A 15,251-nucleotide genomic window follows, 5' to 3' on the forward strand; every position below is an offset into this window, starting at 1 on the left:
TTATTGTCTCCCGCTTTGGAGTCCTAGGAGCAGGTCTGCTACAACGGCAGTGACGGTCTGCTCTGGGGCTTGTTGATGCCGTTCTTGCGTTGTGGGTTGACTCGCTGGCGATCGCTGCGGCTATTGCCCCTGCTACTCACCCTATTCATCGTCCTTGCGCTCGGCGGGCTCGGAACAGGAACCCAGCGATCAGCCGCTGCGGATTCGACCGTTGTGCTGCGAGCGCTGCTACCCGCACCGTTTCGAGAGGCGATGCAACCGGCGATCGCTCGTTTTACGGCTGAACATCCTGAAATTCAGCTGGAATTGGTGGCGGGGCCAAATGACACCAGCCTGGTGTCCGACCTCTACACCACCGCTTTTTTGCTTGGGAATGCACCCTACGATTTGGTCTTTCTGGATGTGACTTGGCTGCCAAAATTTGTTGCCGCCGGTTGGTTGCTGGATCTGAGCGATCGCGTTTTGCCTGAAATCCAAGCCGAATTTTTGCCCGCAGCTCTGAATGGCAGTTTTTATCGCGATCGCCTCTATCGCCTGCCTTTGAATGCGGCGGTTGGGCTGCTTTACTACCGGCAGGACTTGATGCCCGAGCCGCCCCAAACTTTCACGGAGCTGGTGCAGCGATCGCAACAACTGCAAGCGCAGGGAGTCGTGCCTTGGGGCTACGTTTGGCAGGGCAAACAGTACGAGGGCTTAGTCTGCAACTTTCTAGAAGTGCTGGCGGGCTTTGGCGGCTACTGGATTGATCCACAAACCGGCGAGGTTGGATTGGATCATCCCGAAGCGATCGCGGCGGCGGATTGGCTGCACAGCACGATCACCGACCAGATTTCGCCCGCGGGGGTCAGCACCTTTCAGGAGAATGAAGCACTCAAGCTGTTTGAAACCGGTCAGAGTGCCTTTATGCGCAACTGGCCCTATGCGGAAATGCTGCTGGAGCGACCGGAATCGGCAGTGCGGGGCAAGGTCGGGATTGCGCCGATGGTCCATGCGCCCGGCCAAACCAGTGCTGCCACCCAAGGAACTTGGGGTGTGGGCATTGCCCAGCAAACGGAGCATCCTGAAGCGGCGTTAACCGCATTGTTAGCACTGACCGATGCTGAGTCACAACGCTTGATCAGCCTTGGTTCTAACTACATTCCAACGCGATCGGCGCTCTATCAAGATCCCGAATTGCTGGCGCGCTATCCCTTCTATGCGACACTGCCGCCCATTTTGGAATCAACGGTGCTGCGATCGCCGCTACCCGCCTACGATGCTCTGTCGGATATTCTGCAGCGTCACCTGAGTGCAGCCATCAGCGGCCAAACGCCCGTTGCGATCGCCCTGCAACAGGCTGCGCGGGAGTCTCGTCAGTTGCTCACCAGTCAGCAAGGAGCAACAGCCTCATGACTCATCCGCCTCGTTGGCTCACCATCCCGGCTCTCCTGACCATTACCGGTGTGTTTGCCTATCCCCTACTGCGGGCTGCTTGGCTGAGTTTGCAAGCGCTGAATCTCAATACCCAGTTGCAGCCGGTCTTCATCGGCCTAGCGAACTACCAGCGACTTTGGGGTGACAGCCGCTTTTGGGGTGACCTGTTCAACACCACTGTCTTTACAGTCACCTCCGTCAGTCTGGAGCTGGTCTTGGGACTGGCGATCGCGCTGCTCTTGCATCAACCGAGCCGCTGGCGCGGCCCTTTGCGAACGATCGCGCTTTTACCGTGGGTGCTGCCGACAGCGGTGATGGCCTTAGGCTGGGCTTGGATTTTTAACGATCCCTACGGCGTCTGGAATGACTGGTTGCAGCAGCTGGGTTGGATTGCAGCCCCGATCAACTGGCTGGGCAATCCGCGCTGGGCTTGGCTGACCTTGGTGGCGGCCGACGTTTGGAAGACCACACCGTTTGTGGCGATTCTGCTGCTGGCAGGGCGTCAGGCAATTCCTGAGGATCTCTACGAAGCCCACTGTCTGGAAGGGGCAACGGCTTGGCAGAGCTTTTGGCAGATCACCCTGCCTTTACTGCGTCCACAGCTGGCGATCGCGCTTTTATTTCGATCGGCTCAAGCCTTTGGTCTATTCGATCTGGTCAAAGTGATGACGGGAGGCGGGCCAGCGAACTCAACGGAAACCTTAGCGCTCTATGCCTACACCACCGCGCTGCGCTACCTCGACTTTGGCTACGGCGCGACGTTGGCGATCGTGACAGCTGCAATCCTCGCCGCTGGCCTCGGTCTGATCTGGGGCTTGGGTCGATCGCGTTCCACCCCGTCGGGAGGACTGTGATGAAACCTCGATTCCGCTGGGCGATCGCTGCTCTCGCCCTCAGTCTGTTCTCCCTTGCGCCAATCCTCTGGCAGCTCCTGACCTCGATCAAGGTCAACGCTGACATCGCCGCCATTCCCACGATCTACTGGCCCCGCCAGTGGACGGTGGAACATTACCAAGCCCTCTGGCAACAGACCCCCGCTTTTGGTCGCTATTTACTGAACAGCGCCGTAGTCTCTGCTATTGCGACTCTCGCAGCTCTGCTGATCGGAACACCCTGCGCCTACGCGATCGCCCGCCGCCGCGATCGCAGCAGTCAAGTCTTGGTAGGAAGCCTACTGCTGGTGACCCTGTTCCCCTACGTTCTGCTGTTTCAAGGACTGCTGGAAGTGGTGCGCTGGTTGCAGTGGGGTAATAACTACGCAGCGCTAGTGGTGCCCTACACGGCGCTGAATCTGCCGCTGGTGATTCTGCTGCTGCGCAGCTTTTTTGAGCAACTGCCGCCGGAGCTGGAGGAAGCCGCTCAGATCGACGGGCTCTCGCTGGGGCAGCGGCTTTGGCTGATTTTGGTTCCGCTGACGGCTCCAGCGTTAGTGACAGCAGGTATCCTCGCTTTCATCTTTTCTTGGAATGAATACGTTTTGGCCCTCAGTTTTATTTCCCAGCAAGCGCTGAAAACTGTGCCGATCGCCGTGGCCGAAATTGGCGGCATCTCAATTTTTGATGTGCCCTACGGTGACATTGCAGCCGCTACCGTAGTGGCGACGCTGCCCTTGATCGGTTTAGTCTTGGTGGCGCAACGGCGCATCCTAGAAGGATTAACAGCCGGAGCAGTGAAGGGCTAAATCTATGGCGTCATTTGCCCTCGAACTGCGTCAACTGCGCAAAGCCTACAGCCCAAGCGTGGTGCCGGTGGCGAACCTGTCGCTCCAGCTCCAGCCCGGTGAATTTCTAACGCTGCTGGGACCGTCTGGTTGCGGTAAGTCCACGACCCTGCGCCTGATTGCCGGCTTGGATCAACCCACGAGCGGCAGTATTTGGCTGGGCGATCGCGAGATCACGACCTTGCCACCGGGCGATCGCGATATGGCCATGGTTTTCCAGAGCTATGCCCTCTATCCACATCTCAACGTGCGCCAAAACTTGACGCTGGGTCTACAAATTCGTCGCACGTCCGCCGCAGAAATTGAGCAGCGCCTGCAACAGGTCGCCCACAATCTTGAGCTGGATCATCTGCTCGATCGCCGACCGGCCCAGCTCAGTGGCGGTCAGCGCCAGCGAGTCGCCTTAGGAAGAGCCCTCGTGCGGCAACCCTCGGTTTTCCTGCTCGATGAACCCCTCAGTAATTTGGATGCGCTACTGCGCGAGCAAGTGCGTGCCCAGATGAAAGCGCTGTTTAGTCAGCAAGCCTCGCCGGTGGTCTACGTCACCCATGACCAAACCGAAGCGCTGAGTTTATCGCACCGGATTGCCATTCTCAATGGTGGGCATCTGCAGCAACTCGACAGCCCCGATCGCATCTACCAAGCACCCGCCAATGCCTTTGTCGCTGGCTTCATCGGCAGTCCCCGCATGAATCTGCTGCCACTTCCCATTCACTCCGGTCAGGCTTGGTTGGGATCACGCGCCTTGCCAATCCCCTCTCATCTCGCGGCGCGATCGCAGGTTTTGTGGGGATTGCGACCCGAACATCTCAAACTGGCGACCCCAGAGGTTGAGCGAGCGATTCCGGTTCAGCTGCACTTGACTGAGAATCTAGGGATGCAGCGCTTGTTGACCGTGGCGATCGCAGCGAATCCTGAAGTACGCCTCCGCCTGCTGATGCCCAGCGATCAACCCATTCCCACGGATCTACAGGTCACGTTCGAACCTGAAAGTCAGCACTGGTTTTGCCCATCCACCGGCGATCGCCTGTAGGTCTCAGGACCTACGGACTCAATTGCAGCGTTGTTCTTGCCGCAGGAAGGTATCAGCTTCAGGCTGTGCTCCCGGATCAATTTGCCGCGCCGCCCGTAACCCTGACTCGATCGCCCCTTCGACCCAGCCGGACTTCATTGTTGTGAAATCACCTGCGAAGTGAATTAAGCCCTCTGGCGTCGTCCACTCACGAATCATCCAGGCTCCGCCGAGCGGTGGCCCACCAAAGGAGCCCCGAATCCAAGGTTGTTCCCCCCAGGCAAAATCAGCCAGCGTCACCACTTCATCAAACAAGTCCGGTAGATCGGAGCGGAACTGATCGACGATTGCCTGTGCCCGCTCTGACTTGGGCCGAGCCAGCATGGCATCCTTGTTGCGACCATTGAGGTAGAAGAAGGTATTGCCATAGCCCCCGCCCTCGTTACCTGTAATATCGATCACCCGTTCCCAAGGGCGATCGGAACCAGCCATGGGCCAGCCGTGGACATTCTGAGCCAACCAAACAGGCGATCGCGTCTGGGCAATCACCTTGACGGTTTGCTCCCATTCCATCTCGGCAAACATGCGCCGTTTCCCAGCCGACCAGCCGGGCCGAACTGCAACTTCTGGCAGAACCGTGAAGGGAATGGTCGAGATAATGGCGTCTCCCTGAAACGTCCGTCCATCTTTGACCGTGACCGTCGCCCGATTAGCCTGCTGATCGATCGCGACAACAGGAGCGTCTAGGATGAAGCGTTCCGAGCCGATTGCGGCAGCCATTGCCTTAGGCAGCCGATCGTTACCCCCTTGGATACGAAACAAATTTTGATCACCGAAATGGTAGGCCAAATCGGGAATCACGCCCAAAGCAGGTGAGCTGCTGGTGAAAGTCCCACCGTGGGCATCAAGTAGCTGAATAAAAGCCTCAGAGCCCCCGACTTGGCGGATGAGCTGGGACAGCGTCAGATTATCGAGTTGCTGAATGGCTTGAGCATCGGGCCAATTGGCATCCAGCACCGTATCGGTGTCGAGCCCATTCAGAATCAAGTAAGTGTTCAGAAGTGAGGCGACACTGACTCGTCGCTCTTGCGGGGCTAAATCCCAAGGCCAGCGACTCAGATCTGCCGCATCCGCTGTCTTGCCGTCGAACAGATACCGAGGCAAGCCATCGTTGAGGGTCAGCAAGGGTAGTTTGAAGTGTCGGATGTAGCTGAGTACGTAGGGCATGTTGGCTCGAAAGTGCCCACCGCCTGCCTCGCTGAACTGACCGCCCTTCAACGGCACCGACAGTAGTCGCCCGCCAATTCGGTTTTGGTATTCAATGACCGTAACTTGGTGACCCCGCCGGAGTAACGACAGCGCCGCCGTCAAGCCTGCCATGCCAGCCCCAAGCACCAACACCGATCGCTTTCTAACTGGCGTAGAGCGAGTCTGGGCTTGTCCTCCTGCCGCCAACGTGCCAGCGAGTCCGGTCGTTGCTGCCGCACCGAGACTTGACTGCAGAAAACGACGACGGCTAAAGCGCATGGAGCCACCAGTCCTTAGGGCAAAGGGAAATTGAGCTTGGGTCAGACAATGAACTCAGCCGGACAGAATCTAGCTGAGCAGCTACGAAGCACTGTCTCGCTGACTCTAGGGCTGCCAATGAACAATGCTGTTTTCAACAGCTTTAGATATATCACCCGTTTCTATTGGCTTCTGGGTTTAGAAATGCTCAGTAACATTCAGAGCAAGAGCCAGTTAGCACAGTGATCAAGGAGTGAGCGTTCAATCAGCTTTTGAGCAAAACAGTACCTCTTGTTTCTCGTTGCCTTGACGCTACAGTAACGATAGTCCTCAAGTCCGATCGCAGAATTTGTCCATGACTGTAATCTCCTCCAATCTAGGTGCTAGTTCTTTGGTGCCAACCTTTACTGACTGCTTGCGATCGCCCCTCACAAAAGCACACATTCATACTCTCCAGATCAACTTGGGGAAGCGCTGTAATTTAGCCTGCAGTCACTGTCATGTCGAAGCAGGGCCGAAACGAACGGAAGAACTGACAGAGGAGGTCTGTCAACAACTGATTCAGTTAATTCAAAAACATCCAGAAATTCAAGTTATTGACTTAACAGGTGGTGCGCCGGAAATGCTCTATGGCTTTCGGCCTTTGGTAGAAGCTGCTCGTCAAGCAAACAAAACGGTGATTGTGCGATCGAACCTCACGATTTACTTTGAGCCAGGTTTTGAGGACTTACCTGAGTATTGTGCTGACAAACAGGTGCGGATTGTCGCTTCACTTCCCTGCTATTTGTCTGACAATGTTGACAAGATGCGCGGCCATGGCGTTTATGATGCTTCGATCCGAGCTTTACAAAAACTAACTGAATTGGGCTATGGCAGTCAGCCTCAGTTAGTCCTTGATCTAGTCTATAATCCGCCACTGCCAACGCAAGAAAAGCAATTCCGACTCACACCCAATCAAATCAGTCTTGAGCAAGACTATAAGACTTTCTTACAGGAAAAATTCAGCATTCAGTTTAATCATCTTTTGACAATCACTAATCTCCCAATTGGCCGAACAGGTCAGTTCCTCAAGCGACAAGATCTCTACGGAAAGTATCTACAGTTTCTCTCTGATCACTTTAATTCTGAAACTGTCGAAGGTTTAATGTGTCGCCACCAGCTTTCGGTCGATTATCAGGGCCAAATTTATGATTGCGACTTTAATCAAATGGCAGAGGTTCCTGCGCTGAATCAGCAGGGCAATCCCCTTACAGTGGCGAATTTGCTCGCCAGCGATCGCCTCGATTTAATCTCTACGATTCAAACGCGCGATTACTGCTACGGCTGCACAGCAGGTTCTGGTTCTAGCTGTGGCGGTGCTTTACTGTAAGGCAGCCTGGGTAACCAACATTGTTGGATCAACAGCCAGTGAAAAGTTGCGATCAAACAGTTTTGGTAACTTTCTGCAGAAAATCACCGAGTAGATAAAGTGATCCACAAAAGACGATCGCTTCTGGATAGGTTTGGGCAATTGCCAGTCCCTCTGCCCAATCAGCCGCCGTTGAGGCGATCGCCCCCTGCGCTGCTGCCCAAGTTTGCAATTCCTCAGACGACCAACAATCATGGTCAGGCACCGGAATGGCAATACAGCGATCGCCCGATCGCAAAAGAGTTGCCAAAACCGCTTGCGCATCCTTGGCTCGCAGCATGCCAATCAGCCAGGTGATTGATTGATTCGGTAAAAGTTGATCGACCGCTTGACGCAAAGCGATCGCCGCCTCCGGATTATGCGCCCCATCAATCAGCAGTCGCCGACCTTGATAATCCAGCCATTGCAAGCGACCGGGCCAGTCAGTATCGGCTAACCCTTGGGCGATCGCAGCATCTTGTAATCCCCAGCCCTGTTGCTGGAGCTGTCGCAAAATCGCGATCGCGATCGCCGAGTTGATTCGCTGGACATCACCAATCAGACCCGACTGATAGGTCAGTCCTTGACTCTGCCACAGTCCTGATTCGATGACTGTTGCGGGTTCGATCGCGATCATCAGTGCTTGTAATTGCTCAGCTCGATTGCGAATTACGGTTCTCGCTTCTGGTAGCAGTGGGCCTACAACCACGGGACAGCGCGATTTGATGATCCCGGCTTTTTCAGCCGCGATCGCCCCTAAGGTCGGGCCTAAAACTGCTTGATGGTCGTGACCAATGCTGGTGATCGCCGTGACGAGAGGTTGTGCAACAACATTCGTTGCATCCAAGCGTCCACCTAGCCCCGTCTCGATCACCACAATATCGAGATCACTGTCAGCGAGGACGAGCCATACCGCTGCCGTCAGCAACTCAAACGGCGTTAGGTCAATGCCATCAGCAGCAGCCAACACGGTCTGAACCGCCTCCAGCAAGCGATCGCTACTAACTTGCTGACCGTTTAGTTGCAGGCGTTCGCACCAGCTGATCAAGTGCGGCGAGGTGTAGCGCCCGACTCGATAGCCGTTCGCCCGCAAGGCCGTATCGACAAACGCACAGGTTGAGCCTTTGCCGTTGGTGCCGGCGATATGGACGATTGGTATTTGATTTTGGGGATTGCCTAGCCGCTCCAAAACGGTCAGGCTGCGATCGAGCCCCAGATCAACGCCTCGCTGAGCAAACGAACCCAGCAGGCGATCGAGTTCCGCCAGACTCATTCGCCAGCGATCGCCAACAATGCGCGTTCGGTCATCGCCAGAGCTTCATCAATTTCTGCGGCACTGACAATCAAGGGCGGCACAAAGCGCACCACTTCCGCACCGGCAGGCACCAACAGCAGACCCTGCTCAATCGCAGCTTTGACCAAAGCGATCGGCGTCACATTGGGATCATTACGCAAGACTAAGCCGTTGATCAGACCCCAGCCGCGCACGCCAGCCAACAGATTCGGGTAGCGATCCACCAGTTCTTGCAAACCCGCCCGTAACTGCTCGCCCCGTGCCTGCACATTGGCTAGTAGTTGATCGCGCTCCATCACTTGCGCGATCGCCAGACCTGCCCGACAAGCCAACGGATTACCACCAAAGGTGCTGGCATGTTCGCCAGCTTGCAGAATATTGCAGGAGGCCTTGACCAGCAGCGCCCCGATCGGCACACCGCCACCCAAGCCTTTCGCAACCGTGAAAGCGTCCGGCTCAATGCCGAGGTTTTCGTAACCCCAGAGCTGGCCCGATCGCCCCATGCCAACTTGGACTTCATCCAAAATCAACAGCATCCGCCGTTGATCGCAGAGCTGGCGCACCGCTTGGAAGTAGGCGCGATCGCCTGGATTGACACCACCTTCACCTTGCAGCGGTTCCAACAGGATTGCCGCCACTGTTTCGCCAGCAGCATCGAGTTCTGCCAAGGTCGCTTCCGGTGCCGCCAAACCGTTGTAGGGCACATAACGGAAGCCTTGAACGAGCGGTTGAAAACCCTTGTGATATTTGGGCTGACCGGTTGCAGTCACGGCTGCCAGCGTCCGACCATGGAAGCTAGCCTGAGCCGTCAGGATGATCGGATTCTCCGCTTCAAGAACCGTGTTGCCATGTTTGCGCGCCAGCTTAATTGCCGCTTCGTTAGCTTCCGCGCCGGAATTACAGAAGAAAACGCGATCGGCACAGGAGTTTGCCGTCAGCCAAGCGGCCAGTTGGCCCTGCTCGGGAATGTAATAGAGATTGGAGACGTGGTGGAGTTTGCGGATTTGATCGCTGATCGCATCTACCAACTCAGGATGGGCGTGCCCCAAGGTGCAGGTGGCAATGCCCGCCACAAAATCCAGATAGCTCCGCCCCTGCGTATCCCACACTCGGCAGCCTTCACCCCGTTCTAAGGCCAGTGGGAAGCGCCCGTAGGTCTGCATGACGCAGGCATCAAACGCATCGGTACTGAAAGGTGATGCGATCGCGGCATCTACTGCCGCCAAGACGGTTTCGGGGCTCACGCGATTAACTCCTCTGTCAGCGGCTTACAGAGCGATTGGATGATCCACTGATTATAAGGTCGGTACTCAGAGCGATGCAGAGTGCCATTCAGGAAAGCGTCTCTAGCGATCGCCTTCATCTCATGCAATCGATGCTGCCTAAGTTCTAAGAATCTTGACCGAACCTCAGCGCACAGCTCATCCAAGGAGGGCAATCACTGTGCAGGTTTAGCCTTTTATAGAGAAGGTGCAGCAGGGGTAGACAGCGCGGCCAAAACAGAAGCTGAGGGATATGCTGAAACCGCTGGAGAGGTTCTCTACGCAGACTTTGCAACAATACGTTAAATTTAGTTAAGAGACTTTCTCAGAATTCTCCGGCCCTATCGGACTCTTTAAGGATCGACGCCCATGAAATGGAACTGGCGCACCCTGGCACTCTGGACTCTGCCGATCCTGGTCATCGGCTTTTTCGTCTGGCAAGGGGGCATTGGGGCGAACCTGCAAACCAATAGCACCATCAATGCGGCCAGCACCCGCATGACCTACGGTCGCTTCTTGGAATACCTCGATGCGGGCCGAGTCACGGCAGTTGATTTTTATGAAGGCGGCCGCACGGCGATCGTCGAGGCCGTTGACCCTGACCTCGATAACCGGCTGCAACGCCTCCGCGTCGATCTGCCTGGCACGTCTCCCGATTTGATCACGCGCCTGCGCGACAGCGACATTAACTTCGACGTCCACCCACCGCGCAACGATGGCGCGATCTGGGGTCTGCTCAGCAACCTGATCTTTCCGATCCTGCTGATCGTCGGTTTGTTCTTCCTGTTCCGTCGCTCTGGCAACGTGCCGGGTGGCCCCGGTCAAGCGATGCAGTTCGGCAAATCGAAAGCCCGCTTCCAAATGGATGCCAAAACCGGCGTGCTGTTTGACGATGTCGCTGGCATCGAAGAAGCCAAGGAAGAGCTGCAAGAAGTGGTGACCTTCCTGAAAAACTCCGAGCGCTTCACCGCAGTCGGTGCCCGTATTCCTAAAGGCGTCTTGCTGGTTGGCCCTCCGGGGACGGGTAAAACCCTGTTGGCTAAAGCGATCGCGGGTGAAGCAGGTGTTCCTTTCTTCAGCATCTCCGGTTCAGAATTCGTGGAAATGTTTGTGGGTGTCGGTGCCAGCCGCGTCCGCGACCTGTTCAAGAAAGCCAAAGAAAACGCACCTTGCATCGTCTTCATCGATGAAATTGACGCCGTCGGCCGTCAGCGTGGCGCCGGTATTGGCGGTGGTAACGACGAGCGGGAACAAACCCTCAACCAGTTGTTGACCGAAATGGACGGTTTTGAGGGCAACACCGGCATTATCATCATCGCGGCCACCAACCGCCCCGATGTCTTGGATGCAGCGCTGACCCGTCCTGGCCGTTTCGATCGCCAGATCATCGTTGATGCACCGGACATCAAAGGCCGTCTGGAAATCCTCAAGGTTCACGCCCGTAACAAGAAACTGGCGGAAGATGTCTCCCTGGATGTGATCGCCCGCCGGACGCCGGGTTTCGCCGGTGCTGATTTGGCCAACCTGCTGAACGAAGCCGCAATTTTGACTGCCCGTCGACGTAAAGATGCGATCACGCTGACGGAAATTGATGACGCCGTCGATCGCGTCGTCGCCGGTATGGAAGGTACGCCGCTGGTCGATGGCAAGAGCAAGCGCTTGATTGCTTACCACGAGGTGGGTCACGCGATCGTGGGCACCTTGGTCAAAGACCATGACCCGGTTCAGAAAGTGACGCTGATTCCTCGCGGCCAAGCTCAAGGTCTGACCTGGTTCGCGCCGGATGAAGAGCAAGGCTTGACCTCGCGGGCGCAAATTCTGGCTCGGATTAAAGGCGCCCTCGGCGGCCGGGCTGCGGAAGATGTGATCTTTGGCCATGACGAGGTGACCACCGGTGCAGGCAATGACTTGCAACAGGTGACGGGCATGGCGCGTCAGATGGTGACTCGCTTTGGCATGTCGGATCTGGGGCCGCTGTCGCTGGAAGGTCAAAGTCAAGAGGTGTTCTTGGGCCGCGATCTGATGACGCGATCGGAATACTCGGAGCGGATTGCCATCCGCATTGATGCCCAGGTTCATGACATCGTCGACCACTGCTACCAAGAAACGCTGCAGTTGATTCGCGACAACCGCATCGTGATCGATCGCCTCGTCGATCTGCTGATTGAAAAAGAAACGATCGACGGCGATGAATTCCGTCAGATTGTGGCTGAGTACTGCCAAGTCCCTGAGAAAGAACGATTTGTGCCTCAGCTGATCTAGCGCACTAGATTAGGGCCTCAACTGACCGCTGCTGGACTTCGGAAAGGCAGCGGTTTTTCTTGGGTCCTTGTTTAGTGGGAGAAAGCAGTTCTGGCGACTAGATGAGAACCGCGATCGCAGGTTGCCTAACGAAGGGTGTCACTTTCCGTTAGGATTGCGAGGATCCCTGTCTGTCCTGTGACTATGTTGCGTCTCGATCGCATCTCTAAGATTTATCCCACCGGTGAGGTGCTCCGAGATGTGAGCTGGGAAGTCAAACCCGGCGATCGTATTGGTTTAGTCGGGGTGAATGGGGCTGGCAAGTCGACCCAAATGCGGATTATTGCCGGTTTGGAAGAGGCCACTAGCGGCGAAATTATTCGGCCCAGTAGCCTCAAAATTGCTTATCTGCAGCAAGAGTTTGATATCGATCCTGAGCGCACAGTTCGGGAAGAACTCTGGCAAGCCTTTGGTGAAGCAACAACCGTTTTTAATCAGTTGTCGGAGGTGGAGCACCAGATGCAAACCGCCGAACCTGAGCAACTAGACGATTTGATCCATCAGCTCGATCGCTTACAACGGCGGTTTGAGGCCTTGGATGGCTATGCGATCGATGCCCGCATTGCCAAGCTTCTACCTGATCTGGGTTTTGGTCTGGAGGATGGCGATCGCTCGGTGGCGGCCTTTAGTGGCGGCTGGCAGATGCGGATGGGCTTGGGCAAAATTCTGCTGCAAGAGCCTGATCTACTGCTGCTGGACGAGCCGACTAACCACCTCGATCTTGAAACGATTGAATGGTTAGAAACCTACCTGAAAGGCTTGAGCCAGCCGATGGTGATCATTTCACACGATCGCGAGTTTCTCGATCGGCTCTGCACCCAAATTGTGGAAACAGAACGCGGGGTAGCTCGCACCTATCTCGGTAACTACAGCGACTATCTCACTCAGAAAGAGCTGGAAAAGACAGCGCAATTTGCAGCCTTTGAGCGTCAGCAAAAAGAACTCGCTGAGCAACAAGCCTTTATCGATCGCTTTCGGGCCAGCGCGACTCGCAGCACCCAGGCCAAAAGTCGCGAAAAGCAACTCGAGAAAGTCGAGCGAATTGAAGCACCCGAAGATAACTTGCGCGGTATTCAGTTTCGCTTTCCACCCGCACCTCGCAGCGGCCGCGAAGTGGTGATGATTGAGGATCTAACCCACGCCTACAACGACAAGATCCTGTTCCTTGGGGCAGAATTGCTAATTGAACGGGGCGATCGCATTGCCTTTCTCGGGCCGAATGGCGCGGGTAAGTCTACCCTGTTGCGGCTGATTCTGGGGCGTGAGCCGCTGCTGGAAGGCAAAGTGGAACTCGGTGCCCACCAAGTCATCCCCAGCTATTTTGAGCAGAATCAAGCGGAAGCGCTAGATCTCGAAAAGACAGTGCTCGATACGATTCATGACGAGGTGCCGTCTTGGAAGGACTCAGAAGTTCGCACCCTTTTGGGGAGTTTCTGTTTCCGCTCTGACACTGTCTTCAAGAAAGTAGGGGCTCTAAGTGGTGGTGAGAAAGCACGACTAGCGCTGGCAAAAATGTTGCTGCAGCCTGCCAACTTGTTGATTCTCGATGAGCCAACGAACCACCTCGATATCCCTGCCAAGGAAATGCTGGAGGAAGCTCTACGAGAGTACGAAGGAACGGCGCTAATTGTGTCGCACGATCGCTATTTCGTATCGAGAGTTGCCAATAAGATTGTCGAAATTCGGGATGGCGAGTTCCGCGTTTATGCCGGCGATTATCACTATTACCTCGAGCAAATTCAGCTGAAGAAAGAGCGAGAGCGGCTGGCGGCAATAGAGGCAGAAAAAGCTTCGAAGGCAGCGGCGAAGCGTGCTAAGCAAAAAGCCAAACAGCAAGAACGCCGTCAGTCCTAATCTGCTCTCTCTCAATGCCAAAAAGCGATCGCAATCATCCGCTCTCACTGGTTAGCCATGCTGGTCAATGACAGGCAAGATCAGGAAGGCGATCGCTTTTTATTCGGCTAAAGGCCAGCTTCTTTCACCCTCACTAATCGAGAGAGAAGCCATCGTTCAGATCCAGAGGAACCATTTACCGCGTCAAGATTGACGGCTGAGCAGTCATTGGCTTCCGCTTTTTGGCCAGATTAAAGATCAAAAACTCTGATGTCTCTGTCGATGCAGTTGCTGTCGACTCGGGCAAACGCGATCGCTGTTACACAGCGCTGAACAGCCGCTCATTTTGAAGACTGACACTCCAAAGAGTGACCTTGAATTAATACTGCGGCATTCAAGACTTTGACTAGGCTGTTTATTCTGGGAGCAGTAACGAGGAATTTTTATGTCGAAGCTGTTTGCGGCGACGGCAGCAGAACGAGCGAGCCGACTAGCCACCCTCCTACAGGAGTTCCGCTTCCAAGTTCATAAACCGCTGTTCGAATCTGCAGGCTTAGCCGCGCCACCCCTATCTAAGCGGCAACTATCCCAACTGCTAGGCGTGTCACCGACCCTGATTGTCAAATATGAAAATGCCGAAATTGACCCCCTCGATATTCGCTGGGGCTTAATGAACCGGATTGCTGAAGTTCTGGGGCTGTCCCTCGATGAACTGAATGGCGTGTTCTCTGGTCAGCAAGACTCCTCCGCCCTACTGGAGCGATCGCAGAAGAAAAGCAACCGCCGCTCTAGCTGAACAGGGCTACGTCAGTTAGCCTCAGACCGAAACCCTCCGCTTCATCAGGCGCGATCGCTGGCCGGGATAATTCCTTGGGAGGCTAAATAGTCCAGCACTTGCGCCACACAATCCTCAAGCGATCGGCTGCCAGTATCAATTTGCAGCTCCGCCGCTTCCGGTGCCTCGTAGGGCGAAGAAATTCCTGTAAATTCTGGGATCTGACCAGCGCGAGCCTTGGCATAGAGGCCTTTGACATCGCGTTGCTCACAGATATCCAAAGAGGCTTGGCAATAGACCTCAATATATTCACCGTCGGCGACCAAGGCGCGGACGCGATCGCGATCGGCACGGAAGGGCGAGACAAACGCCGCCAGGGTAATCACCCCTGCTTCCATGAACAGCTTGGCGACTTCGCCAATACGACGAATATTTTCTTGGCGATCGCTATCGGAAAACCCAAGATCCGCACAAAGGCCGTGGCGGACATTATCGCCATCGAGGACAAAGGTGCGGCAGCCCCGCTCAAACAGCTGTGCCTCAACCGCATGGGCCAAGGTCGATTTACCCGACCCCGATAGACCTGTAAACCACAGAATCACACCGCGATGACCGTTGAGTCGCTCACGATCGCTGCGGGTAATTGTCGCATCGTGCCAAACGACATTCCGACTCGCGGGATCAGCGATCATTCCTAACGCCTCAACGGATTTACAGCCCGTACTAGCCTATCAGCAAGCGGCAGCGG

Annotated in this window: 12 protein-coding genes; 8 read left to right on the forward strand and 4 right to left on the reverse strand. The window is 55.5% G+C overall.

Annotated features, from left to right (window positions below):
- Positions 1–75: 75 nt before the first annotated feature.
- Genes SYC_RS03065 through SYC_RS03080 form a run of 4 tightly spaced genes read left to right on the forward strand, consistent with a single transcriptional unit; the run spans position 76 to position 4,166 of the window.
- Positions 76–1,392 carry an ABC transporter substrate-binding protein gene (locus SYC_RS03065; protein ID WP_011242904.1) on the forward strand — a complete coding sequence of 439 codons (1,317 nt, stop codon included), beginning with the start codon at positions 76–78 and terminating at the stop codon, positions 1,390–1,392.
- Positions 1,389–2,267 (forward strand): carbohydrate ABC transporter permease, encoded by an 879-nt coding sequence (locus tag SYC_RS03070; protein ID WP_011242905.1) that lies wholly within the window; start codon positions 1,389–1,391, stop codon positions 2,265–2,267. The genes SYC_RS03065 and SYC_RS03070 overlap by 4 nt, the downstream gene beginning before the upstream one ends.
- Positions 2,267–3,094 (forward strand): carbohydrate ABC transporter permease, encoded by an 828-nt coding sequence (locus SYC_RS03075; RefSeq protein WP_011377802.1) that lies wholly within the window; start codon positions 2,267–2,269, stop codon positions 3,092–3,094. The genes SYC_RS03070 and SYC_RS03075 overlap by 1 nt, the downstream gene beginning before the upstream one ends.
- A gap of 4 nt (positions 3,095–3,098) precedes the next feature.
- Complete coding sequence (locus tag SYC_RS03080) at positions 3,099–4,166, forward strand: ABC transporter ATP-binding protein (RefSeq protein ID WP_011242907.1); 1,068 nt, start codon at positions 3,099–3,101, stop codon at positions 4,164–4,166.
- 18 nt (positions 4,167–4,184) lie between these two features.
- On the opposite strand, the gene SYC_RS03085 is transcribed toward SYC_RS03080, so the two are convergent.
- Positions 4,185–5,672: a flavin monoamine oxidase family protein gene (locus SYC_RS03085; protein WP_011242908.1), complete on the reverse strand. Its 1,488-nt coding sequence runs from the start codon at positions 5,670–5,672 to the stop codon at positions 4,185–4,187.
- A gap of 334 nt (positions 5,673–6,006) precedes the next feature.
- Here SYC_RS03085 and arsS point away from each other — a divergent pair, with 334 nt between their 5' ends.
- The gene (gene arsS, locus SYC_RS03090; protein ID WP_011242909.1) at positions 6,007–7,020 is read left to right on the forward strand and encodes an arsenosugar biosynthesis radical SAM (seleno)protein ArsS; all 1,014 of its coding nucleotides are present in this window, start codon (positions 6,007–6,009) and stop codon (positions 7,018–7,020) included.
- A 52-nt stretch (positions 7,021–7,072) separates the two neighbouring features.
- Here arsS and SYC_RS03095 read toward each other — a convergent pair whose 3' ends face one another.
- Positions 7,073–8,311: a bifunctional folylpolyglutamate synthase/dihydrofolate synthase gene (locus tag SYC_RS03095; RefSeq protein WP_011242910.1), complete on the reverse strand. Its 1,239-nt coding sequence runs from the start codon at positions 8,309–8,311 to the stop codon at positions 7,073–7,075.
- On the reverse strand, positions 8,308–9,576 hold the full coding sequence (locus tag SYC_RS03100) for an aspartate aminotransferase family protein (RefSeq protein ID WP_011242911.1): 1,269 nt from the start codon (positions 9,574–9,576) through the stop codon (positions 8,308–8,310). The genes SYC_RS03095 and SYC_RS03100 overlap by 4 nt, the downstream gene beginning before the upstream one ends.
- 387 nt (positions 9,577–9,963) lie before the next feature.
- Between SYC_RS03100 and ftsH2 the strand changes: the two genes are divergently transcribed.
- The 3 genes from ftsH2 to SYC_RS03115 all read left to right on the forward strand — a co-directional run bounded on the left by ftsH2 (position 9,964) and on the right by SYC_RS03115 (position 14,524).
- Positions 9,964–11,856, forward strand: coding sequence for an ATP-dependent zinc metalloprotease FtsH2 (gene ftsH2 / locus SYC_RS03105; RefSeq protein ID WP_011242912.1), 1,893 nt, complete (start codon positions 9,964–9,966; stop codon positions 11,854–11,856).
- Between the two features lie 183 nt (positions 11,857–12,039).
- A complete protein-coding gene (locus SYC_RS03110; RefSeq protein WP_011242913.1) occupies positions 12,040–13,749 on the forward strand; it encodes an ABC-F family ATP-binding cassette domain-containing protein in 1,710 nt (569 codons plus the stop codon).
- A gap of 424 nt (positions 13,750–14,173) precedes the next feature.
- The gene (locus tag SYC_RS03115; RefSeq protein ID WP_011242914.1) at positions 14,174–14,524 is read left to right on the forward strand and encodes a helix-turn-helix domain-containing protein; all 351 of its coding nucleotides are present in this window, start codon (positions 14,174–14,176) and stop codon (positions 14,522–14,524) included.
- Positions 14,525–14,568: 44 nt separating this feature from the next.
- Here SYC_RS03115 and cysC read toward each other — a convergent pair whose 3' ends face one another.
- Positions 14,569–15,195: an adenylyl-sulfate kinase gene (gene cysC, locus SYC_RS03120; RefSeq protein WP_011242915.1), complete on the reverse strand. Its 627-nt coding sequence runs from the start codon at positions 15,193–15,195 to the stop codon at positions 14,569–14,571.
- Positions 15,196–15,251: the final 56 nt, after the last annotated feature.

Source organism: Synechococcus elongatus PCC 6301, from assembly GCF_000010065.1.
Lineage (GTDB): Bacteria > Cyanobacteriota > Cyanobacteriia > Synechococcales > Synechococcaceae > Synechococcus > Synechococcus elongatus.